Consider the following 21,371-nt stretch of genomic DNA (forward strand, 5'->3'; position numbering starts at 1 on the left):
ATTCTCTACGGATTATTGAACATCCAGTTCAAGGTAAACAGGACAATGATCACTATGCTTTACATCGGGATAGATCTCCGCATCTTTTATATAAGGACCCAATGGGTCGGTCACACTGATATAATCAATACGCCAACCTTTATTGGCGGCACGCACAGATGGAAACCGCTGGCTCCACCAGGAGTAACGGTGAGGCTCAGGGTGCACCTGCCTGAAACTATCCACCCAACCATTGCTGTACAATTTATCCATCCATGCCCTTTCTTCCGGCAAAAAACCAGATGTGTTCTTATTACCTGCAGGATTATGAATATCTATTTCCTTATGTGCAATATTGTAATCGCCGCACAGCACCAGTTTAGGATGTTCTTTCCGAAGCCCCTGCACATAATCAAAGAATTCTTCCAGCCATTTGTATTTGTAAGACTGTCGCTCGTCACCAGTTGTTCCTGAAGGGAAATAGGCATTGATCAACCGCAGATCACCAAAATCCAATTGTATCACCCGGCCTTCATCATCGCTTACCTGGTGACCTGTTCCGCATTTCACGTAGTCAGGTTTAATTTTCGTAAATACCGTAACACCACTATATCCTTTCTTCTGCGCACAAAACCAATGGTCATGGTACCCCAGGTCATTGAATAACTGCACATCCACATCAGTTTGCTGGGCCTTAGCCTCCTGTATGCATATCACATCAGCAGGATGCGTTTGCAGCCAATCCAAAAATCCTTTTTTAATGGCCGCCCTGATGCCATTCACATTATAACTGATGATCTTCATTTGGCAAAAGTAAGAGAGATCGATCATGGATCATCACGGATGTTCCTTGTGTCCTCCATAGAAATTCTAACCAATATCATTTATGAAGGACATCAAAAATGTTTTACTTTTAAACACAATGGAGCAGCAGATCAAGTCCCCTAAAAAAAAAGTTGAACCCATCATTCCCCCCAAAGAACATGTGTACCTCGATGGGCCAAAAAGCAGGGGCTATGAATTAGAGTTTGCATGGAAAGTATTCTGGGAATTCATCATGGGTTTTCGCAACCTCCACTTCGTTGGACCTTGTATTACGGTCTTTGGTTCAGCCAGGTTTAAAGAAGATAATAAGTATTATGAATGCGCAAGGGAATTTGGTAAACGCATAGCTGGTTTGGGATTCACTACACTGACAGGTGGTGGCCCCGGCATCATGGAAGCTGCCAACAGGGGCGCCTACGAAAACAACGGGCTTTCCATTGGTTGCAACATACAGTTACCCTTTGAACAGGTGGGTAATAAATATGTCCACAAATCACTCACCTTCGAGCACTTCTTTATAAGAAAAACCTTGCTCATCAAATACTCCTACGCCTTTATCATCATGCCCGGCGGATTTGGAACCATGGATGAATTCTTTGAGACCCTTACATTGATCCAAACAAAAACCATCACCACCTTCCCCATCGTGATATTTGGTAAAGAGTATTACAAAGAATTAATGGAGGCTATGGAAGACATGGCTGTGAAGGGAACCATTTCCAAAGAAGACATGAACCTTGTTTTGCTTACGGATGATGTAAGTGAAGCCATGGAACATATCAGTAAATACATCACGACCAACTATAAGATTCGACCCCGTAAAAGACTATGGTGGTTACTGGAGAAAAGATAAGCAGATGCGTTAATTTATTACCCGAATTATTCCAACGAGGTGATACTTTCTACTTCAATGACAGCATCCGTATTAATGGGTCCATAAACATGCGGGAATTCTTCATTGACGGAAGGCGCCAGGTCATACTTCCAGGGAGCAGTAAGTCTATCCGTATCAATTGTTAAACGAACAAGATCTGTTTTTCCTTTGAAGTATCGTTGTAATACCCCTGCCACCTGCTCCGCTTTACTGCAATGAATAAAGTTTTCCAATGCAAGAGAGGGCGCAATGTAAGCGCCATTCTCCGTCGCTTTATTCCATTCTTCCCTTGTAGTAACGTGATAGATGATTGCCATTATGCAAGTATACAACTATGCCTTTACTTCATTGACGCAGGAGCTTCCATTTTGAAAACTATCCAGGTTATTCATAGTTGTTTCCGCAATATTGTGCAGCGCTGTATCAGTTAAGAAAGCCTGGTGGCTGGTGATGAGCACATTGGAGAAAGTAAGCAAGCGGGCTATGACATCATCTTGTAAAATATGCTCAGAGTGGTCTTCAAAGAATAATCCTTTTTCCTCTTCATATACATCCAGGCCAAGGTACCCGATCTGGCCCGACTTCAAAGCATCGATCACATCTCTTGTATTGATCAAAGCGCCACGACCTGTATTGATCAGCATGACACCTCTTTTCATGCTTTCGATGGAATCTTTATTGACCAGGTAATGTGTTTCTGGTGTCAGGGGTGCATGCAAAGAAATAATATCACACTGTTGAAATACTTCTTTCACCGAGGCGAAGCTCACACCATGTTTATCACCCCATTCCTTATCAGGGAAAGGATCGTAAGCCATAAGCCTGCAACCAAATCCCCGGAGGATTTCAGCTACTCTTTTGCCGATCTTGCCAAGTCCAATGATACCCGCCGATTTTCCGTGCATGTCAAAACCAGTAAGTCCATCAAGAGAAAAATTCAGGTCACGAATACGGTTATGCGCCTTTATCAGCTTCCGGTTCAATGTCAACATCAACGCTACTGTATGTTCAGCCACGGCAAACGGAGAATATTCCGGCACCCTTGCCACCCTGATACCATTTTTGGCTGCAGCCTCCAGGTCTACATTATTAAAACCTGCCGACCGCAGTACAATAAATTTAATACCCATCTTACCCAGTTGCTTGATTACTGCTGCCGAAGCATCATCGTTAACAAAAATACAGACAGCATTACAACCCAATGCCATCGAACTGGTTTCCGGACATAGTTGCGGTTCCAGCAACAACAGTTCATGGTGACCTTCAGCCGCTTTCAGCAGATAATCTCTTTCAAACCTGTGTGTGCTATAAACGGCTATCCTCATATGTAAATACTATAGGTAGGGAAGTTACATTCATTTTCAATGCCGTCAATTTCCGAAATGTTCCCTTACTCCACAAATCCAATGCACTCAATCTTCTACCATTAAAGCTTCTATTGCCCTGTAAGCTGCCCAATTACTGCTTGCTTATATAAACGCCCAATCGGTATTTCAGTAGTATGCATTTTCACACAGTTGCTGCAATATCCAGAAATTTTATCCAGGGAAATGATATAAGAACGATGCACCCGCAGGAACTTATGTTCAGAAAGCAGGCTTTCCATAGCGCTGATGGTTTGTTTTACCAGCAGGTGTTTACCGCCGGTAAAGAACAGCTTTACATAATCTTTCCAACTCTCAATGTAAAGAATATCGTCAATAAATATTTTTTGCATCACCTTCTCCGATTTCAAATAAACAAAGGCATTAGGATTGGAAGGATATAACTTTTGTTCGTTAATGGTTTGATGGTTGCCAGATCGCTTAAGCTTGTCAATAGCTTTTAAAAATCTTTCAAAGGACACGGGCTTTACGAGGTAATCCACGGCATCCAGCTCAAAGCCTTCAACTGCATATTCCCTGTAGGCGGTTACGAAAATCACCTTTGGCGGATGCGTTAGGCTGCGCAGAAACTGGGTGCCTATGATCTTAGGCATCTTTATATCCAGGAACATCACATCCACAACTTTAGCATGCAAAACATCCATGGCTTCTATGGCATTAGTGCACACACCCACTAATTCCAATCCACTGATCTGGGAAACATATGATTGCAACACTTTCAGTGCCGGGGGTTCATCGTCAATTAACAGGCAGCGGATCTTCATGCATATATCTTTTGAAATGATCACCTACATTTACACGGGACGCATCATCATGTTCCTGGAGGTTCAGCAAAAGAGATACTACGAAAAACTCCCCCTCGTCTTTCAATTTCAGGTCATGTCTCTCTTGGTACAATAACTCCAGCCGCTTTCGTACATTATTGATGCCCACTCCATTTTCATGAAAGGGAACACATTGGTTCTTACTGTTCACCACTTTGCACTTGAGCTGCTGACCCTTCACCACAATATCGATGCTCATCCACGGCTTTTCCAGTTGCTCGGAAGTGCCATGCTTGAATGCATTTTCCAGGAATGGCAGAATAAGCAGCGGGGTAATGAATTGATCCTGTATATCGCCCTCTATGTTCATAGATATATCAAGCTTTTCACTATATCGCTCCTTTTCCAGATCAATATAATTTTTCATGATGTCCACCTCTTTTTCCAACAGCACTTTTTCTTCCCGGCAGTCATAAAGCATATAGCTTAACAGGGAAGAAAGCTTTAATATCATCTGTGGTGTTTTAGGCGAATTTTCCAGCGCGAAAGCATAAATATTATTCAATGTATTGAATAAAAAATGAGGGTGCACCTGGGCCTTTAGCAACTGCAGTTGTGCAGTGATTCGCTCCTGCTGCGCCAGCATCAGGTCTCGCTGTTTGATGGTCCATAGCTTAAAAAACCTGATGACCATCGGCGTGGCCACTGCGGTGGTCATACAAAGGTAGCTAGAGGGTAGAGGCATTAATGTTTTTTGAGCGTAGATGTGATCTAATTCCAGGTATTGCTGTAAGGGCACATATACGTAGTACCTATAACAGCCATTGATCAATAACCCTGCTATTGCCCAACACACACCTACAAGGAGGAACTGCCACACCTTACCCTGCAAAAGCAAGCGGGGAATGGCCCCATATACAAGAGGGTATCCAAAAAAAATAAAAACAGGCGTCCATACGATCATGCTAAATACCTGGCGGGGGAAAGAATAGCCTGAGCCGGTAACTATCCAGAATATAGCCCATATAACAATGTGACAAGACCAATATGTAAGATGACGCCATACCCTGTACTTAGGAAGGAAAACAAATTCATTGGTTTTGGGCAAGGTCATCGTAAGTAGTTGTTTTTACAATTTACCATTTCTCTTACGCTTTTTCAACAACAAATTAGATAAACTGCAAATATTAGCGACAAACAGCAATGAAATAAAACCAACACCATACAAGGGCCATGGCAGCTTTATATCTTAAAAATTTCACGCATGTCGATTTCGGTTGGAAGCGGCATGCAGAGCATCTTACCTTTTTGCTATCAAATCATTTTTAACCTAAATCAGCTTCTATGCATTTACACGTAAACAACAAACTATTGGTGATGCTATTTGTAGTCATTGCCATTGCATCATGTCAGAAAAATGACCTTTCTGCACCCCCTTCCACAGCCAGTGCCCGGATGGCTAATAACGACACCCGAGGTCATTTAAAACAAACTAAAACTTATACCTCAGATGTCGTTAAAAAATGGCTGGCCGTACAATTGCCCCTATTATATTCCCCTCCAGTTTCTTATGGCGTCAATCCAGGAAGATACATGGCCTATAGCGGTGTGGCGCTATATGAAGCAGTAGTACCCGGAATGCCTGCTTATCAAAGTCTTTACGGCCAACTGAATGAAATGCCCGAAATGCCCAAAACCGAACCAGGCAAAGCTTACCACTGGCCTACAAGTGCCAATGCAGCCTTAGCAGAAATCACCAGAAAGCTATTCACTTTTACATCTGCCACCAATGACGCCGTTGAAAAGCTGGAAACAGAACTCAACCAGGCTTACGCATCAGAAATTGGCGACCCGTCCATTATCGAACGTTCTAAGGCATTTGGCAAAGCAGTGGCCGATAAAATTTTTACCTGGTCCACCACCGATCATCCATGGACCTCCTGGACACCGCTGGTATTGACGGATCACTCACCAGGTAAGTGGTGGCCTGAAAATAACAATCCTGTTATACCCAACGGCCTTGCCTATTGGGGCGACACCCGCACCATGGTGGCCGGCAGTATTGAGAATGTCACCTCTGAGCCTTATACCTATAATGACATGGATAAGAACTCATATTATTACCACGATTACCAAGAGGTGTATGATATTTCGAAACACCTGACCTATGATCAAAAGCGGCTGGCCAAATATTATGATGATCCTGCAGTGAAAGGCTATCCTGCCGGGTCTAGTTATATCTCTGTTTTCAAACAGGTGATAGAACAATTAAACCCAACCTTGGATGTAACGGCCATGGCTTATGCCAAAACCGGTATGTCGCTCATGGATGCCACCATTGGCTCCATGAAAGCCAAATACCATTTTATGCAGGAAAGGCCCTTCCAGTTCATTCGTCGTGTTATTGAGCCCTCCACGGATCCTACTACCTGGTGGAAGCCATTTATACCTACGCCTCCATATTCCGATTTCCCTGCCAACCATGCCACATTCAGCGGAGCGTTTACCTATGCACTCACCAGCATCTTTGGCGACAATGTACATTTCACTAACAGCACCTATAAAGGGCTACCGGCAGTGATAGATGGGGTTTCCGTTGACCTGGGCAGCTATAGTTACAATTCTTTTTATGAATTGGCACATGATATTGCCATCTCAAGAGTGTATGGTGGCATACACACCCGCCATGCTGTAGAAGAAGGCACTAAACAAGGAATGAAGACCGCACAAAATATAGATAGCAAGGTCAGGTTCCGGAAGGATTGATCAGTATAGACTTGCGTCCACTTTGATATTTATAGAAGCTGGACGGATGTAAGCCTGGGTGAATTTCACCCGGGCTTTTCTCTTCATAGCTCAGGCAGAAATTCCACGGCAACCTTTAATTGCCAGGCCCACCATGGTTTTTATTTTCAACCATGATTATTAAGGAACTGATTTTACACTAATTACGAAAACACTAATTCCATTGACTGCCCTCCCGGCCATGCACCAAACAGCTCATTCACCTTTTGAAACCTGAACGAAAAAATCTGTTGAAGCTTGGGCTTTACTATAGGACCATGAACTATATCACCAAGGAAAGAAAAAGGCAGCCGGTAATGTACCAGGTCGGTCATCTCCACACCACCTTCAATTGGCCTAAAATGATGCTGGTGATGCCAGAGTTTATAAGGGCCTTTTCTTTGTTCATCTACAAACATTTGAAAAGGGACCACATGTTTTATTTCAGTCATCCAGGAAACAGGTATGCCCAACATAGGTTTCACGGTATAAGTGATCACCTGGCCGGCATAAGCCTCCTTTCCATACACTTCATTGGTCACCTTGAGGTTCAGAAACGGAGGTGTTATAGCTAACAGGTTGGCAGGATTAGAAAAAAAAGACCATACTGTTTCAATGGTCGCGGGTATTTTTTGAACAGTTTTTAAACTATGCACAGCACTCATCAACCAGTTAATTTATATTTTGTCAATTATTTGTTCAAGTTTCAACATATAAACCTTACACGGGGATTGAAACCTTATAAACATCCCGGAAAGTGTAAAGTTCAGTTATGTTCAATAATAAGGTCAACTCTGTGAAATAGTGTAAAGTTCAGTTATGTTCAATAATAAGGTCAACTCTGTGAAATAATGAACAGGTGCACCCCCTATAGTAAGTAAAATCAACACCTGCTATTTTGGCGGGTTAAAATAGGGCAACCTGGGATTAAAGCCCCTTCTACGGTATAGCTACGTCCTACCTACGGTATAGATACTGCGTGATGATCACGCAGTATCTATACCGTAAATAGGGAGTAGACAGGGCGAAGCTATACCCCAGCATGCTGGTAATTAGCCTTTAATACTTTTAATACTTTGTTTTTATAGCTGAAATAATGTTGCAACCCTGAATTTCAAATTATTGGTTACAAAAAACCTGCAAATTGTCAGGGTAAAAAGGATCAGTGAGGTAGCTTTTCCCTGATCAACCCATACACCCAGGTACCTGCGATTGCGCTAAACAGGGTAATAAATACAATGGTTAGGCCTGTGCCGATCTGGGCAAATAAAGGTCCAGGACAGGCACCGGTGATGGCCCATCCCAATCCAAATATCAGCCCCCCGAATATTTGCCCCTTATTGAATTTTTTGGTGGGCAACAGAATAGGCTCACCATAGATGGTTTTCACCTTGAAGCGCTTGATCAGCCATACGGAGATCATTCCTGTAACCACAGCAGAACCGATGACACCATACATATGAAAGCTTTCCAGGCGGAACATTTCCTGGATACGGAACCAGGAAACTACTTCAGATTTGATCAGTATGATGCCGAAGATCATACCCATGACTGCGTACTTGAAATTGTACCACCAGGGGTGCTTTAATTCAGATTCGTTGATACACATGGCATCCAGCGAACGTACTTCGAAATCAGTATTGACAGGTTCCAATACGTTTGTTTCAATGGTTTTCATACTAATTATAGATTAAGGATAAAGGGTAAAATAAGGTTGGCCATAATAAATCCACCAACCATAAAGAAAATGGTAGCCACCAGTGATGGCCATTGTAAATTGGAAAGTCCCATGATGGAATGCCCGGAGGTACATCCACCGGCATAGCGGGTGCCAAAACCTACCAGGAATCCTCCGCCAATGGTCATGATGGCACCCCTGGCTGTAAGTAATTCTTTCCAGCTAAACACTTCCTTTGGAAGAAATGTGGAATGGCTGTTGATGCCATATTGTTGCAGGTCAGCTGCCAAACGGGGATCAACAGCACCGGGTTGATGATGGAAGATAAACCAGGCTATGGCAGCGCCCCCAAATATGCCGGCCACAAAGAAAAGGTTCCAGATCTCTTTTTTCCAATCATAGGAGAAGAAAGGAATGCTGGCCGGTAAACAGGCGGCACAAATATGCCGCAGGGAAGAAGATATACCAAAGGCCTTGTTACCCAGCAAAAGCAGGGCAGGCACTGTCAATCCAATTAAGGGTCCTGCCACATACCATGGCCAGGGCTGACTAAAAATGTTCATAATGTACTCTGATGTATTTAATAAAACTATCCCTAATAGTTTTACTAAGTTAAAAAAACAAGTGCTGATGCCTGGATGGGAGTTGTTGCAACAAATGGACATGAGCCATGTTGTCTCTTACTTATCCTGTTACATCAGTTTTATTACCACCAATTATAAAAAGCGGCAAATTGGTTCTCATGCCGTTAAACAATCTTATTTAAGCTTAACCAGGAACCACCATTTAAAGCCACGATGCCATGGTTCTCCAAAAAAGATTTAGCTGTACCACTTCTCATTCCACTCTGGCAAACGGTTATAACAGGTTTATTATAATTCCTGACATCCTCCAGGTGCTCTTTCAGTGTATCAAGAGGAATATTTTTAGAACCCTTTATATGCCCCGCCGCATATTCCAATGGCGAACGGACATCAATAATTATGGCTCCCTGCTTTAATACTTCCTGGAGGCCGGGCTGGGATCTTCCTGCTTTATTCATAAAGGTCAGCATACTTAAAATTTTTAATTACTCATTGTATTAAACCATAGTAGATGGTTCAGGTAATTGGAAAGTTTCATATTACCCGTTTCATTTTGCTGATGATTTAAAGAGATGTAAAGTTCTAAAAGATCAACTGGCCGGATAGTGACCTAGGTCACACAATGAAAATTTATGATCAAACCTGCGGTGTAATAAAATGAAAGGGGTTATTTGTTATTTATAGTAACTACATCGGAATAGAACTGTCTCCTTATTTAGGTTCCATTTCCACCGGCTGGTCAAATTCAGTGTGGCAGGAAAAGCAATGCCAGGTTTTATCAGAAGCAACGGCATAATCGCCGAAGAAAAAGCCTGCAAGAGCGCTGAACCAGTTCATAGGTTTACGGGGACTGCTGACAAATTCGATCTCATGGCTGCCGCAATTGGGACAGGCAACAGCATTTTTTCTTTCGTCCGTATACTGCTGCATCAGTTGCAGGGCCCTTTCAATCTGATCTTTGGCCACCATAAGTTTGATGCCACCTACGGCACCTGTCCAGATGGGATTAATGGTTACTGTATTCTCATCCTTGAGCCAGCAAACAATACCTTCCTCCTCGAGCTTGCCCATGATGATATGAGCCTCAATGTAATTGGTAAAACTTTGCAGCAGTATAAAGTCCATTTTCTCTTTATTTGGATCCCGACCAGCAGTGTTACAGTAATCTGAACTAGTCAAAGTTACCTATTTAAGTAATCCACAAACCTCTGCCGTAGAGCTAACTAAGCTGGTAAAAAACTATATTGCCATTCGTATGTTGAAGGCAAGTTTAGTTACTACCAGGGAGCAGTTGCAACAAATTCACGAGTTGAATCAAATGAATTTAAGAACTCACTTAAGTGAACCTGAGCAAAGGGACCAGGGGTTTCTTTCCTGGTCCTATTCACTGGAACTTTTACAACAATTGCACGAACTCGCCAAAAGCGTCATTGTCACCGAAAATGATCAAATAGCAGGTTATGCACTTACTACCCTGCCGGAAGCCAGGAGCTTTCACCCGGAGCTTGACCTGATGTTTAAAGGCTTTGAAGAATTACTATATAAGGGCAGACCAATTTTTTCGTTTCGCTTTTACTGTATGGGTCAAATATGCATAGCAAAAGAATACCGGGGCAGGGGAATAGTGCCGATGCTTTATGAGAAGCATAAAGAAGCGTATAGCGGCGAGTACGACTTCATCCTAACGGAAATATCTACACGAAACGTTCGATCAATAAAGGCACACGAAAAGGTTGGATTTAAGACCATTCACCATCACCGTGACCACCTGGATGAATGGGCAGTTGTGGTATGGGACTGGACATAAGATACTGCCAATGGCATTTCAAATAATAAAAAGGCGGCTTGTGTAGCCGCCAGTTTATCGTGGTTGTTGGTTTTGGATGAGCCTTTATCTTAATTGATTTCTTTGATCCATTGTTGTGCAAAAACCATAGCGGGTTCAATCACTTCTTTTCCTGCACGGAATACCTGTTTCCAATCATAAGCCTTTGCTTCATAAGCAGGATTCACAAACTTCTTTTTCCCATTCACCAGTTTTAATTCTGCGGAAAAATCCACTGTGCTGGCAAGGTCAATAAATTTTTGGAGCCGATACTTTATCAATTGCCTGTAATCGGCCGGGTATTGCTCTTCCCATTGCTTCATACTTTCATCATAGGAGCGCTCATTATTCTCCCTGTTCATTACCTCACTCTGGTAAAAAAGGTCAATCATCTTGCTGTTGGGATCTTTGTAATCCTTCAGGTTATTTTTCAACAGATCCAACATAGGCTGCAATGCCTTGACCATATCAGGTTTCATGGTCTTCATGTTCGTCTCCGTTTCCTTAATAGACTTTTCCATTTCTTCTATCTTCTCTTTCCTGATCTCTTCCTTTGTTTTTACCTTTTGTTCATGCTGAACAGGCTTTGCATTTTTACGCTGTTGTTCATATTGCTTTTTGAAAGCATCGCTGTTTACCTGTTGCTTTACATACACCAGCAGGTCTTTGGCAATGGCAGCCCTGTCGCCGGTCACAATGTTTTTTGCCTTTTCAGCACCATAGTAATGGAAGTATCCATTCAAAAAACTTTCCTCAATATTCCGGATCCCTTTTTCTTTACTGATCCCCAATTGTTGCCATACATCGGTATAGGTCTTATACATTTTAAAAGACATGAATACAAATGAACCGGCAATGAGTAAAAAGACGGCTGCAGTTGCCTTGAAGCCTTGCATAATATTTTTTTTGGTTGTTGGTTGCATGGTTATATATTTTTCTGAGGTAAAATTGGTTGACTCCATGCGGGCAGGCAAATAGCCATTGCATGATTTGAGCAAACCGCAGCATGAATTGGATATTCATTCCTATGTAGGACAAGAATGCCTTTGCCTGTTATTTTATCGTGAGTTTTATAAACTTTAACGAAAAATCTACTGGCGGAACATTATCTATTTTAGATTCGTAAAAATGAACCGAAGGATGCCCATGTATCAATCCCGGTGAATGAATTTATGAATTCTACCATGCCTGTTTCGGATCCTTATATTGATAAAAAGAAAGATTTCATTGATCCAATGGATCAAATAAGCCTTTTGGCAGATGCCATGCCGCAATTGGTGTGGATCGCAAAGCCTAATGGTGAAGTAATCTATTATAATAACCGTGTGTCTGAATTTTCAGGCGCCTACAAGGATGAATCAGGCAAATGGAGTTGGGAAGGATTATTACATCCAGATGATAAAGCACCTACGGAACATGCCTGGAATGAAGCCATAAGAACAGGGGGTATTTATGAAAAAGAGCATAGGGTAAAGATGAAGGATGGCAGGTATTGCTGGTACCTGAGTCGAGCATTCCCTCAAAAAGATCAGCATGGAAACATATTGCGGTGGCTTGGAACCGCTACCGATATCCATGAACAAAAACTGGTAGAGGAAAAAATAAAGGAAGCTGAAGAACGCTGGCGTACGGCACTGGAATCTACGGAAATGGGAACCTGGGAGTATGACCCTTCCAACAAGACTTTTTTTCTTTCTGATGTAGCCAAAAAGATAAGGGGCATCGGACCTGAATTTGATAAACCTTTCGAAATTCACCGGCAGACCATACATCCTGAGGATGTTCAGCTGGTGATCAATGCCATGGAAGATGCATTGGCAAAGGGTAAAGAAAATGTTTTCCAGGTAGCTTACAGGGTTTATAAAAAAGGACAGGAAGAATTATTCTGGATACGATCTATAGGCAAGGTGATCTGCGATAAAGATAACAAACCGCAACGCGTGATCGGTATCATGCAGGATATCACCGGCCAAAAGGCCGCTGAAGAGAAACTGCAATACCTGGCCACTCTTACACAGAATATTGCAGATGCCGTTATAGGCACTGACCTGCACCACATGATCACTAACTGGAATAAAGGTGCTGAAGAACTCTATGGCTGGAAAAGGGAAGAGATCATTGGGAAAAATGCAGAAGAAATCCTTCAGACTGAATTTATAATTGAAACTGACAGGATTGCCTGGGAGTATGAATTCAATACGGCAGGACATTGGGATGGTGAGGTGCATCAGAAACACAAGGATGGTCATGTATTGACCATCATGGTTTCAGTGGCACGCATGATGGATGCCAGGGGTGTACATATTGGTGCAGTAGCTGTGAACAAGGATGTAACAGCCCAACGCAAGGCAGCGCAATTATTGAAAGAAAGCGAAACCCGATTCAGGGTATTGACCAACACCATTCCGCAGATCGTTTGGGTGAGTTCGGCTGAGGGTCACATGGAGTATCTAAATGAACAATGGTATAAGATCACAGGGCAATCCGTTAGCGAAGCTTTAGAGAACCGCATAGAAATGATGCACCCGGGGGATGTGCAGGTGATGTCGGAAAAATGGCAAAAAGCATTAAGGGATGGAAAGTCCTTTTATGCCGAATACAGGCTAAAAAATAAGATCACCGGGAACTACCGTTGGTTTTTCTGCAATATCCAACCCCTGAAGAATGATGAGGGCAAGGTCCTGAAATGGATCGGGGCATCTACGGATATCCAGCATTTTAAAGATATTTCAGTGGTACTGGAGCAGCAGGTACAGGAACGAACCATTGAACTGGAAAAACTAAACAAGACCTTGCAGGACAAGGCAGAAGAATTAAGGCGATCCAATGAAGACCTGCAGCAGTTTGCCCACGTGGCCAGCCATGATCTTAAAGAACCCCTGCGCAAGATCAAAACTTACGGCAGCCGTCTTGTTGATGAATACGGCGACATTTTACCAGCTAAAGCAAAGTCTTACCTGGACAAAATGGAATCAGCCGCTACCCGTATGAACAGCATGATAGATGGTGTTTTGGGTTATTCCATGTTAAACGCTACAGAGCAGGTAATCGAAAAAGTTGACTTAAATGAACTGTTGGAAAATATCCAAAGTGACCTGGAAATACTGATTCAACAAAAGCAGGCTATCATTGAATATGCGGCACTTCCCGAAATAGAAGGTTCACCCATATTGTTATACCAGCTGTTCTATAATCTCATCAATAACTCATTGAAGTTTTCCCTTGCCGGTGTGCAGCCGCGGATACGCATTTCGTGCAATGATTATGAGCTGGCACAAGGGATGGCCAACTCTCTTCTAAAACCAGGAATTCCATATAAACGTATTACTGTTGCAGACAATGGTATTGGGTTTGAACCTGAGTATTCAGAAAAGATCTTCAAAACCTTTACGCGTTTAAATGCCCGGGATAAGTATGAAGGAACAGGCTTGGGCCTTTCTCTTTGTAAAAAAATAGTGCAGCGTCACAGTGGCACTATTGAAGCAGATGGCCAACTCAATGAAGGGTCAGTTTTTACCATTATTTTGCCCCAACAGCAATCGGTTAAAAACGCTTAGGGGCGCTGATGCCGGCAAATCCCTGGTTCGATTCAGAGAGGTGTTTTTTCGCCATTTGCCTGAAATCTGAATGCAACTGCCACTTCATGAAACCATTCTCAGTGCCCTTGAAGACGAAGCCATTCTTTTGCAGCACACGCTGGGAAGCTATATTTTCAACAGCCGTTTCTGCTCTCACTGACCGGACATATTTCTGATTCAAGGCCCATAGGCAAAGCACTTCCACAGCCTCGGTGATGTAACCTTTTCTTTCGAATACCGGGTAGATCCCATAGCCTATTTCAACACTGCCATTTTCACATGGCTCTCCTTTAAAGCAAAGATCTCCAATCATGCAGTTGTACTCTTTGCTGATCATGGTCCAGAGCGTGAAAAAATGGTAATTTTCATTCCCTTCCATGCTTGGTAAAAGAGTATTCTGCAAGGCATCCCTTAACTCAGGGTGAATTTCTCTTTGATGCCATTCAATCTCTAATTCCTTCTCCAGGGATCCATCATTTTTCAAATACGATTTCAATTGTTCATACGTTAATGGATGGAGGTACAACCTGTTCGTTTCAATGCTATACTTCATCTTAAGCCTGTGTTATAATCTAAAAATGGTATAAATATTCGGAAGATGCGGGCAGTAATGAAACGATTTGAGAATTAATGTGGATGAACTGAAGAATAATGTCATAATTTATTTCAAAACTTTTACAGTAAAATCTATATCAGGCATGCTATTAGCTTTGTTTTTTATGTATAAACCTCCGGTTTTCTCCTTTTCCACTACCTATGATCTATTCTGAGATCTTCCTGTGAACGACAAATAGGTGAGTTATGAAAAAAGTATACCTGTTGCTTCGCAATAACCACGAAAGAGGTCCCTTCACAGTTGAAGAATTATTGCAACAACATTTACGGCCAACAGACCTCATTTGGGTGGAAGGATGGAGCCAGGCATGGTCCTATCCATCTGAGATCCCTGAACTAAGACCTTTTTTTGGTGGCGCTCCGTATACCCTGCCATCCGTGCATTACCAGATAACCGGAAGCTCAAATAATGATGATATAGAATTAAGGGCTGAGGAGATCAGGCAAAAGATATTATCGTTCACACCAAAATATTACAGCAGTCAAACCCGCCAGCAAAAACCTTCAGGAAATTACAGCATACCAGCACTTAAGGAAGATGAGATCGAATTCATAGATCACAGGAAGAAAGAAACACATGCCTTTGAATGGCTTTCAGCAGCTATGGTCACCCTGGTAGTGGCAGCAGGTTTTTTTGGCGGACAGCGATTTATTTTAGGTAAAAAACATACAGGTAATTCCATTGTTACAAGGTCGGTCAATGCGGATACGCATGCAGCCAAGTCATTCCCGGTAAAACCTGTTATGAAACCACAGGTAACAGCGCTGCCTCCAATTGATTCAACCACTATGGCTCAGGATAGCCTGTTAGCTACAGCCAAACACGCTGTAGCTATTACGACGAAACCACTTAAGCCTAAAGACACTGCTAAGAAAATGCCTGTAAAAGATACTGTAACCAATACGGTGGCAATTACAGAAGTGTCGCCACCAGTGCTGGCAGAACCCGAACCCAATCCTGCGGAACAGGCAAAAAAAGATACAGTGGTGCAGGCTCCTGAAGAAAAAAAGAAAACATTTGGACAAGTGCTAAAGGGTCTTTTCAAAAAAAAGAAAAAGAACCAGGAACAACCTGCCAATCCAACTCCTGATTCTTCATCCAATCAATAAATCGAATTAAATATTCGCAATAAAAAAAGTGATTGACACTTTTGATGTCAATCACCTTAAAAATATATGCAAGCCGAAGTGGCATTATTTAGAACTCAGGGCTGGTTTTAGGAACAATAATTCTGACCAGGAATGATCGATTGAATTACGTAAAAACTGGGTGTAGGTTTCCCATGACCCGGCACCATTGCTGGTCTCGTAGCGGTCTTTCATTGGAGCCCTGAAATTGCGCTCTCTTTCTTTCAAACCCTGCTTATACCTTGTCACCAATGCCATTTGTGGTTCACCCGAAGAACTGCTCTCGTACACTGCAATAGTTTGTCCACTGGCATCCCATACTTTTTTAAGTTTCTTAATGGTTTCTTCCAGGTCCCCGGAGTAGCCTGGTTTTGGATATACATGCGTAATAGCAATCTTATCACTGTATGCTGTCAGTTCCACAGAGCTGAGCTCAGGACGGTAAACAGAATAACTGATAGAACCCCGCTCTGTTAACAGGGGCGCAATATTCCTATCCCAGTCGGCAGTGTGTTCTGCACCCAGGTCCCCTCTTTTGTCAATAGCATCCCAGGAACTGGGTCCTTCGGTGATATGATAGCCTCCCGCATCGGGGCCTGATTCAATGGAATAGACACGCCAGGCAAAATCACCCTTATGGTATTTTTGGGCATGTGCTCCTAATGCTTTTTCGAACAATTGAACTTTATCCTGTTTTGGAAATACCCGGTTGACAGAAACGACTGATTTTTCCTGGGCGAATGCAATGAATGGAAGGGCTAATAAGCCTGTTAGAAACTTTCTCATGAGCGTAGCTTTTATGGTTAAATGTTAATGAAATGACCCGGAAAAGAGACGGACTGAGAAGTTTAGAAGGGATGCGTTTAAAACTTAGTGCATTCTAAGTTAGTTTGATTTTATGTTCCCGCAAAAATAGTTTACAAAAAAAAGCATGAAGAATAATGATAACCCTATAGCACATATCGTATGGAAAAACTATACCCAAATTGTATTGCTTTTCCACATCTTCATGCAATTATTATTTGTTCTGATCATGTCAGCAATATATTTCAATCACTAAAAGCCATAAAAAAAGCGGCTTGTGCAAGCCGCTTTTTACGATTATATGTTTTGCCTAATAACGACCGTCTTTTTTATCCATACCACGACCGATACCATAACCAACACCTGCACCTAAAATACCGCCAACTACACCACCTACTACACGGTTACGCTTGTTGATAATTGCACCAGCAGCACCCCCGGCAACGCCACCAATAACGGCACCTTTAGCAGCCTTACTCCATCCTTTTTTAGCCCTTGCGGTATTGGATGAAGAAGAACTCATAGAACCACCACTATAGGAACGACTCCTTGAAGTTGATCTTGATGTTCTTGTTGATGCAGCGGCAGGTACAGCAGCATATTGTTGGGCCTGTCCTTCCTGTTGCACATTAGGTAACTCATTTTGAGCTTTCCATGCCTGGAACTGTGACAAACCTGCTGTATCAGCAGCAAATCTTAAAGAGTCCGCCACTTTACGAGCTACATCTTCATTGTTCACCTTTGGGTTGCTGTTACAAGCTACCAAAAGGGTGGACGTTATGGATAAGGCTAAGATTGCAAATAATATTTTTTTCATAATTGTCATTTTTGATGGTAAATGTTTATTCATATGCTACTCTTTTTGCCAACACCGTGCCATTCATGATGAGCAAATGTTAATAGGATAATTGTCCTTTTAAACATTGGCAAAGTTTTGTTTTGATAAAAGAGATAATATATTAACTTGTTAATAATCAATGTATTTCATCTTATTGCCAGTTCCTGGAAAAGACCTTTTGCAATAAAGTGGTTGTCCTGGCAGAAGCTGTACTTCTCACTTCTTTTTCTTTTAATTCCAGTTGCTGGAACATTTTTTCACTTACCATTCCAGCCATAAGGTTGGCCAGGTCAAGATTTAGCTTGTTGCCTACCAGTACCTGGGCAGGTTTAATGATCTTTTCCCACTGTTCATTGAGCTTATATTCATTCAATGCAGTTTTCATAGCTGGCGTTATGGCTCTTCTTAAGCTATCACCTACCGAAGACCGTAAGTAATCTGTTGCTGATGTTCCACCATTTTTAATGATCCTCATGGCGTCTGTGAACTTCATGTTATTGATTCCACCAATAAAAATAGGGACAGAAGCTGTGGCTGTTTTTTCAGCGGCTGTACCGAGGGTGGTAGTGAACCGGTCAATTTCACCCGTTAAACCTAATTGATTTAATGTATTCAGGGTTTTGCGCATGGACTCTGGAAATAAAGTAGCCATAACTGCTTCTTTACTAAAGGCCCCTGAAAGATTACTTTGATTGGCACCTAAAGAAAGCATTTGACGAATAGCGGCTGCAGCATCTGCTTCCGTAAGGTTATAACCTCCAAAGCGCGTGCTGCTGCACGAAAAAGAAACGGGTAGCAGAAAAGCGAACAAAAACGGAATAAATAACTTTTTCATAGTTAAGTTTTAAATGTCCTGTAAAATTTGGCTTTATCAGAGACTACCAAACCATGCATAAGTTTTGCCGCAATTTGTTAAAATAGTGCAGGAGGACTAAAAAGACAGTGAAGGGAGGCAATTAATGCCTGTTGGCATATTGATCTATGAGTTCCATCATTTCTTCATTTTCCTGTATACGGGCATGATCATACGGTGTTTTACCCCGGCTATCCGGCAGGTTGATATCAGCACCATTTGCCAGTAATAAAGATGCAATACCAGTATGACCAAAGGTGGCAGCAAAGGTCAAAGCCGGAGCTCCATTACCGTTACGAATGTTCACGTCAGCTCCGGATTGTATCAGTATTTCCGCAAGTTCTGTATAGCCCTTGAAAGCCACCCCCATGAGGGCAGTGTTTCCCGCAGCATCCATGGCATTTGGATCAGCACCATTTTCCAAAAGAAATTCCACAACATCCTTGTTTTGATTATAAACCGCCAGGATCAGCGGGGTGTAACCTTTAAAATCCTGGGCATGCACTACATTTTTATCTGCATCATATAATCTCTGAACTTCTTGCAGGTCTCCTTTCCGGCAGGCTTCGAAAATGGCTGAATCATTCATGGTAATAAATGTACTGAATGTTTGTACAGGGTAGTCCGCAGCTTATTTGGGGCATGATCAAAAGCATGGTTTTTTATACCAGGATCATAACTTTTTGTGTTGAGTAGTACTACCTTAAACTGTCTATACCATATAATAATGCTTGTGTATTTTTTTGTTTTTCTCTTTTCCCTGCTGGTAGACCTGATACCTTTCATAGGCCCCCCGGCGTGGACAGTAATGGTCTTTTTTTATTTAAAGTATGATCTGAATATATGGCTGGTGTTGGTTTTGGGAGTTATTGGATCTGCCATTGGCCGGTACCTGTTTGCGCTATATATTCCTTACCTGAGTTCGAAGGTTTTAAATGCCCAGAAAGAAATGGATCTTCAATATCTAGGAGGTAAGCTATCTGGAAATAAATGGAGAACACAGGCCTTTGTTCTTTTTTATACTTTAATTCCTGTGCCTTCTTCACCCTTGTTTACGGTGGCAGGCCTGGCAAAAATCCATCCCATCCGGATCATCCCCGCATTCCTGGCCGGTAAATTTATCAGCGATTCCATTATGGTCTTTGCGGGCAAGTATGCAGCAGTAAATATTGATAACATTCTAAAAGGTTTTTATTCCACAAAGGCTTTAATCGGTAGTATCGGGGGAATTGCCTTCCTGTTTGTTATATTATTTATTGACTGGAGAATATTGATTCAGAAGAAAAAATTCAAGCTCAGTTTTAGTATCTGGAAGTAAGGAATGGCAGGGTGTAAAAAAAAGAAAAGCACCAAGTTGGCATATTATATATACCGAAGTATATACTACTTACTAACCCGATGCTTTCGAACTGATCATGACAGGAATCTTTTTGAAGGAAATCTGCCGTTCTCGATTCTGTATCTAAATTACTATTTGAACACAGCTGTTTCCAAATTTGGTTTCGCACTCTTTGGACACATAATTATGCACAATGATTAACGGTAAGCTGTAAGGTTTTTGAGTGCTTTCAGAGCATTTAACAGGTCATCTCTTTTGGCAGGGTCCATTTTATTGATTTCGCTGTCATTTTCATAGAATTGAAGAATATTCTTTCTGAGAGAAGAAGAGATATTCCTGAAATCATGATCCTTTAATTTCATTACCAGTTCCATGTAGGCTTGATCACATAATGGATATTCACCGGCAACTGTTTTTTTACCGGTATCAAAATCCTTATTGGCCCAATGAATATGATCCGGATCACCAGAGGCCACATTTTGCTGGTAGTGATAAACCACGGAATCAAAGCTTAGGATAAATAGCTTTTCAGCTTCAGGTCCCGGGGTTTTAAATTTCAGGGCTTTTAATGGGCCAACCTTGGGAAGAATCTTCATAACAAATGACAGTACAGAGGAGAAGAAACCGGGTTTTTGCCTTTTCTCTCCGAACTCCTTGTTAAAATCCCTGCTCTTCATTTTGTAAATAAAATCCCGGCTACGGGCCTTGGGCTGGGTTTTACGGATCTCATTCTTTTTCATATTCCAGGCAGCTTTGGTAATACCGGGAAAGAGATTTTTCACTGCCCACCTGAATGTATTGGATGCAAGACTGAAGCTCGTAAACAGGTTCTTCATATCCAATCCATAGGTCTTAAAAAAAGCATTCTCCATCAAAGTATCAGCGAGCGCAAAGCCAATAAAATCATGGTATTGCTTGGTGGCATAACTTCCACGGGCTGTTTGCAATACATCAAAGCCAAACTCCATCCTTAAATGAGAAGTTTTATCTTCTGCATAGGTCACAACATTGCCGAATTTTTGACCCACCTTAGGATACACGATAGGTACGGTGCGGTTGGTACCCAGCGGATGTCCATAGGTATCCGCCGTATAATGGCAAAGCACGCCCAGGGCAAAGGCATAGTCATTCAGGCTTTTTTGTTCATCAAGCAATGCCTGGACAAAATCTCCGCTTCTTACATAATGCACCAGGTTGGTAAACAAACTGCTGCCAAAAGGATAGTAACCCATATCTGGTGCTACAGCTCCTCCATAGGCATAGGCTTTTGCGTCTAAAAGTTGTTTTGGGGTAGCATGTGGATATTTTTCTTTTAAAAGTGGAGTAATGGTCTTATCCCATAATGCATCAACAATGGCCTCATGGGTAAGCACAGAGTAAGCATTTCCATGAAAGGGCAGGATCAGGAAAGCTAAAAAAAAGTATCTCTTGAACAACTTCATTCCATTTATTAGTTGCAAAGGAGATACCAGACCCTTCGATGTTTTATCAGGAGGGTTTTTGTACCATTAAAGATCC

The 21,371-nt window shown here is 42.1% G+C and carries 23 protein-coding genes; 6 read left to right on the plus strand and 17 right to left on the minus strand.

The window, feature by feature from the left end:
- Positions 1 to 12: 12 nt before the first annotated feature.
- Positions 13 to 783: an exodeoxyribonuclease III gene (locus BP74_RS11745; RefSeq protein ID WP_496374306.1), complete on the minus strand. Its 771-nt coding sequence runs from the start codon at positions 781 to 783 to the stop codon at positions 13 to 15.
- An 82-nt stretch (positions 784 to 865) separates the two neighbouring features.
- On the opposite strand from BP74_RS11745, the gene BP74_RS11750 reads away from it, so the two are divergent.
- Positions 866 to 1,657: an LOG family protein gene (locus tag BP74_RS11750; protein ID WP_496374308.1), complete on the plus strand. Its 792-nt coding sequence runs from the start codon at positions 866 to 868 to the stop codon at positions 1,655 to 1,657.
- A gap of 26 nt (positions 1,658 to 1,683) precedes the next feature.
- Here BP74_RS11750 and BP74_RS11755 read toward each other — a convergent pair whose 3' ends face one another.
- From BP74_RS11755 to BP74_RS11770, 4 genes are all read right to left on the minus strand, one after another.
- Positions 1,684 to 1,995 (minus strand): DUF952 domain-containing protein, encoded by a 312-nt coding sequence (locus BP74_RS11755; protein WP_496374310.1) that lies wholly within the window; start codon positions 1,993 to 1,995, stop codon positions 1,684 to 1,686.
- A 15-nt stretch (positions 1,996 to 2,010) separates the two neighbouring features.
- Positions 2,011 to 3,003 (minus strand): 2-hydroxyacid dehydrogenase, encoded by a 993-nt coding sequence (locus BP74_RS11760; protein WP_496374312.1) that lies wholly within the window; start codon positions 3,001 to 3,003, stop codon positions 2,011 to 2,013.
- A gap of 110 nt (positions 3,004 to 3,113) precedes the next feature.
- Positions 3,114 to 3,827: a LytR/AlgR family response regulator transcription factor gene (locus BP74_RS11765; RefSeq protein WP_496374314.1), complete on the minus strand. Its 714-nt coding sequence runs from the start codon at positions 3,825 to 3,827 to the stop codon at positions 3,114 to 3,116.
- Positions 3,802 to 4,941 carry a sensor histidine kinase gene (locus BP74_RS11770; protein WP_496374316.1) on the minus strand — a complete coding sequence of 380 codons (1,140 nt, stop codon included), beginning with the start codon at positions 4,939 to 4,941 and terminating at the stop codon, positions 3,802 to 3,804. Before BP74_RS11770 ends, BP74_RS11765 begins: the two co-directional genes overlap by 26 nt.
- Positions 4,942 to 5,171: 230 nt before the next feature.
- Between BP74_RS11770 and BP74_RS11775 the strand changes: the two genes are divergently transcribed.
- The gene (locus BP74_RS11775) at positions 5,172 to 6,593 is read left to right on the plus strand and encodes a vanadium-dependent haloperoxidase (RefSeq protein ID WP_496374318.1); all 1,422 of its coding nucleotides are present in this window, start codon (positions 5,172 to 5,174) and stop codon (positions 6,591 to 6,593) included.
- Positions 6,594 to 6,775: 182 nt separating this feature from the next.
- Here BP74_RS11775 and BP74_RS11780 read toward each other — a convergent pair whose 3' ends face one another.
- The 5 genes from BP74_RS11780 to BP74_RS11800 form a co-directional block, all read right to left on the minus strand.
- Positions 6,776 to 7,276, minus strand: coding sequence for an SRPBCC family protein (locus tag BP74_RS11780; RefSeq protein ID WP_496374320.1), 501 nt, complete (start codon positions 7,274 to 7,276; stop codon positions 6,776 to 6,778).
- Between the two features lie 497 nt (positions 7,277 to 7,773).
- Complete coding sequence (locus tag BP74_RS11785; RefSeq protein WP_496374322.1) at positions 7,774 to 8,289, minus strand: DUF6691 family protein; 516 nt, start codon at positions 8,287 to 8,289, stop codon at positions 7,774 to 7,776.
- A gap of 5 nt (positions 8,290 to 8,294) precedes the next feature.
- Positions 8,295 to 8,852, minus strand: a complete 558-nt coding sequence (locus tag BP74_RS11790) for a YeeE/YedE family protein (protein ID WP_496374324.1) — start codon at positions 8,850 to 8,852, stop codon at positions 8,295 to 8,297.
- Positions 8,853 to 9,037: 185 nt separating this feature from the next.
- A complete protein-coding gene (locus BP74_RS11795) occupies positions 9,038 to 9,343 on the minus strand; it encodes a rhodanese-like domain-containing protein (protein WP_496374326.1) in 306 nt (101 codons plus the stop codon).
- Positions 9,344 to 9,584: 241 nt separating this feature from the next.
- On the minus strand, positions 9,585 to 9,998 hold the full coding sequence (locus tag BP74_RS11800; protein WP_496374327.1) for a putative signal transducing protein: 414 nt from the start codon (positions 9,996 to 9,998) through the stop codon (positions 9,585 to 9,587).
- Positions 9,999 to 10,128: 130 nt separating this feature from the next.
- On the opposite strand from BP74_RS11800, the gene BP74_RS11805 reads away from it, so the two are divergent.
- Positions 10,129 to 10,680 (plus strand): GNAT family N-acetyltransferase, encoded by a 552-nt coding sequence (locus BP74_RS11805; RefSeq protein WP_496374328.1) that lies wholly within the window; start codon positions 10,129 to 10,131, stop codon positions 10,678 to 10,680.
- 89 nt (positions 10,681 to 10,769) lie between these two features.
- Here BP74_RS11805 and BP74_RS11810 read toward each other — a convergent pair whose 3' ends face one another.
- Positions 10,770 to 11,594 (minus strand): hypothetical protein, encoded by an 825-nt coding sequence (locus tag BP74_RS11810; protein ID WP_496374330.1) that lies wholly within the window; start codon positions 11,592 to 11,594, stop codon positions 10,770 to 10,772.
- 276 nt (positions 11,595 to 11,870) lie between these two features.
- On the opposite strand from BP74_RS11810, the gene BP74_RS11815 reads away from it, so the two are divergent.
- Entirely contained in the window at positions 11,871 to 14,255 is a 2,385-nt protein-coding gene (locus BP74_RS11815) for a PAS domain-containing sensor histidine kinase (RefSeq protein WP_496374332.1), read from the plus strand.
- On the opposite strand, the gene BP74_RS11820 is transcribed toward BP74_RS11815, so the two are convergent.
- Complete coding sequence (locus BP74_RS11820; protein ID WP_496374334.1) at positions 14,242 to 14,829, minus strand: GNAT family N-acetyltransferase; 588 nt, start codon at positions 14,827 to 14,829, stop codon at positions 14,242 to 14,244. The genes BP74_RS11815 and BP74_RS11820 overlap by 14 nt on opposite strands.
- Before the next feature lie 248 nt (positions 14,830 to 15,077).
- On the opposite strand from BP74_RS11820, the gene BP74_RS11825 reads away from it, so the two are divergent.
- On the plus strand, positions 15,078 to 16,001 hold the full coding sequence (locus BP74_RS11825; RefSeq protein ID WP_496374336.1) for a DUF4339 domain-containing protein: 924 nt from the start codon (positions 15,078 to 15,080) through the stop codon (positions 15,999 to 16,001).
- An 84-nt stretch (positions 16,002 to 16,085) separates the two neighbouring features.
- On the opposite strand, the gene BP74_RS11830 is transcribed toward BP74_RS11825, so the two are convergent.
- The 4 genes from BP74_RS11830 to BP74_RS11845 all read right to left on the minus strand — a co-directional run bounded on the left by BP74_RS11830 (position 16,086) and on the right by BP74_RS11845 (position 19,103).
- Positions 16,086 to 16,805, minus strand: a complete 720-nt coding sequence (locus BP74_RS11830; RefSeq protein ID WP_496374338.1) for a hypothetical protein — start codon at positions 16,803 to 16,805, stop codon at positions 16,086 to 16,088.
- 328 nt (positions 16,806 to 17,133) lie between these two features.
- A complete protein-coding gene (locus BP74_RS11835; RefSeq protein WP_496374340.1) occupies positions 17,134 to 17,640 on the minus strand; it encodes a glycine zipper domain-containing protein in 507 nt (168 codons plus the stop codon).
- 172 nt (positions 17,641 to 17,812) lie between these two features.
- Positions 17,813 to 18,496, minus strand: coding sequence for a DUF4197 domain-containing protein (locus tag BP74_RS11840; protein WP_496374342.1), 684 nt, complete (start codon positions 18,494 to 18,496; stop codon positions 17,813 to 17,815).
- Between the two features lie 121 nt (positions 18,497 to 18,617).
- Positions 18,618 to 19,103, minus strand: coding sequence for an ankyrin repeat domain-containing protein (locus BP74_RS11845; RefSeq protein WP_496374344.1), 486 nt, complete (start codon positions 19,101 to 19,103; stop codon positions 18,618 to 18,620).
- A 138-nt stretch (positions 19,104 to 19,241) separates the two neighbouring features.
- On the opposite strand from BP74_RS11845, the gene BP74_RS11850 reads away from it, so the two are divergent.
- Positions 19,242 to 19,832, plus strand: a complete 591-nt coding sequence (locus BP74_RS11850; RefSeq protein WP_496374346.1) for a hypothetical protein — start codon at positions 19,242 to 19,244, stop codon at positions 19,830 to 19,832.
- Between the two features lie 218 nt (positions 19,833 to 20,050).
- Here BP74_RS11850 and BP74_RS11855 read toward each other — a convergent pair whose 3' ends face one another.
- The gene (locus tag BP74_RS11855; protein ID WP_496374348.1) at positions 20,051 to 21,295 is read right to left on the minus strand and encodes a zinc dependent phospholipase C family protein; all 1,245 of its coding nucleotides are present in this window, start codon (positions 21,293 to 21,295) and stop codon (positions 20,051 to 20,053) included.
- Positions 21,296 to 21,371: the final 76 nt, after the last annotated feature.

The sequence above is a fragment of the Flavisolibacter ginsengiterrae DSM 18136 genome, assembly GCF_059568575.1.

Excerpts from the sequence above, each read along its gene's own strand:
- BP74_RS11820 (WP_496374334.1), bottom strand. The coding sequence starts at position 14,829 with ATGAAGTATAGCATTGAAACGAACAGGTTGTACCTCCATCCATTAACG.
- BP74_RS11840 (WP_496374342.1), bottom strand. The coding sequence starts at position 18,496 with ATGAAAAAGTTATTTATTCCGTTTTTGTTCGCTTTTCTGCTACCCGTT.
- BP74_RS11785 (WP_496374322.1), bottom strand. The coding sequence starts at position 8,289 with ATGAAAACCATTGAAACAAACGTATTGGAACCTGTCAATACTGATTTC.
- BP74_RS11760 (WP_496374312.1), bottom strand. The coding sequence starts at position 3,003 with ATGAGGATAGCCGTTTATAGCACACACAGGTTTGAAAGAGATTATCTG.
- BP74_RS11780 (WP_496374320.1), bottom strand. The coding sequence starts at position 7,276 with ATGAGTGCTGTGCATAGTTTAAAAACTGTTCAAAAAATACCCGCGACC.
- BP74_RS11790 (WP_496374324.1), bottom strand. The coding sequence starts at position 8,852 with ATGAACATTTTTAGTCAGCCCTGGCCATGGTATGTGGCAGGACCCTTA.
- BP74_RS11835 (WP_496374340.1), bottom strand. The coding sequence starts at position 17,640 with ATGAAAAAAATATTATTTGCAATCTTAGCCTTATCCATAACGTCCACC.
- BP74_RS11800 (WP_496374327.1), bottom strand. The coding sequence starts at position 9,998 with ATGGACTTTATACTGCTGCAAAGTTTTACCAATTACATTGAGGCTCAT.
- BP74_RS11830 (WP_496374338.1), bottom strand. The coding sequence starts at position 16,805 with ATGAGAAAGTTTCTAACAGGCTTATTAGCCCTTCCATTCATTGCATTC.
- BP74_RS11805 (WP_496374328.1), top strand. The coding sequence starts at position 10,129 with ATGTTGAAGGCAAGTTTAGTTACTACCAGGGAGCAGTTGCAACAAATT.
- BP74_RS11795 (WP_496374326.1), bottom strand. The coding sequence starts at position 9,343 with ATGCTGACCTTTATGAATAAAGCAGGAAGATCCCAGCCCGGCCTCCAG.
- BP74_RS11825 (WP_496374336.1), top strand. The coding sequence starts at position 15,078 with ATGAAAAAAGTATACCTGTTGCTTCGCAATAACCACGAAAGAGGTCCC.
- BP74_RS11765 (WP_496374314.1), bottom strand. The coding sequence starts at position 3,827 with ATGAAGATCCGCTGCCTGTTAATTGACGATGAACCCCCGGCACTGAAA.
- BP74_RS11810 (WP_496374330.1), bottom strand. The coding sequence starts at position 11,594 with ATGCAAGGCTTCAAGGCAACTGCAGCCGTCTTTTTACTCATTGCCGGT.
- BP74_RS11775 (WP_496374318.1), top strand. The coding sequence starts at position 5,172 with ATGCATTTACACGTAAACAACAAACTATTGGTGATGCTATTTGTAGTC.
- BP74_RS11745 (WP_496374306.1), bottom strand. The coding sequence starts at position 783 with ATGAAGATCATCAGTTATAATGTGAATGGCATCAGGGCGGCCATTAAA.
- BP74_RS11850 (WP_496374346.1), top strand. The coding sequence starts at position 19,242 with ATGCTTGTGTATTTTTTTGTTTTTCTCTTTTCCCTGCTGGTAGACCTG.
- BP74_RS11845 (WP_496374344.1), bottom strand. The coding sequence starts at position 19,103 with ATGAATGATTCAGCCATTTTCGAAGCCTGCCGGAAAGGAGACCTGCAA.
- BP74_RS11815 (WP_496374332.1), top strand. The coding sequence starts at position 11,871 with ATGAATTCTACCATGCCTGTTTCGGATCCTTATATTGATAAAAAGAAA.
- BP74_RS11755 (WP_496374310.1), bottom strand. The coding sequence starts at position 1,995 with ATGGCAATCATCTATCACGTTACTACAAGGGAAGAATGGAATAAAGCG.
- BP74_RS11855 (WP_496374348.1), bottom strand. The coding sequence starts at position 21,295 with ATGAAGTTGTTCAAGAGATACTTTTTTTTAGCTTTCCTGATCCTGCCC.
- BP74_RS11750 (WP_496374308.1), top strand. The coding sequence starts at position 866 with ATGAAGGACATCAAAAATGTTTTACTTTTAAACACAATGGAGCAGCAG.
- BP74_RS11770 (WP_496374316.1), bottom strand. The coding sequence starts at position 4,941 with ATGACCTTGCCCAAAACCAATGAATTTGTTTTCCTTCCTAAGTACAGG.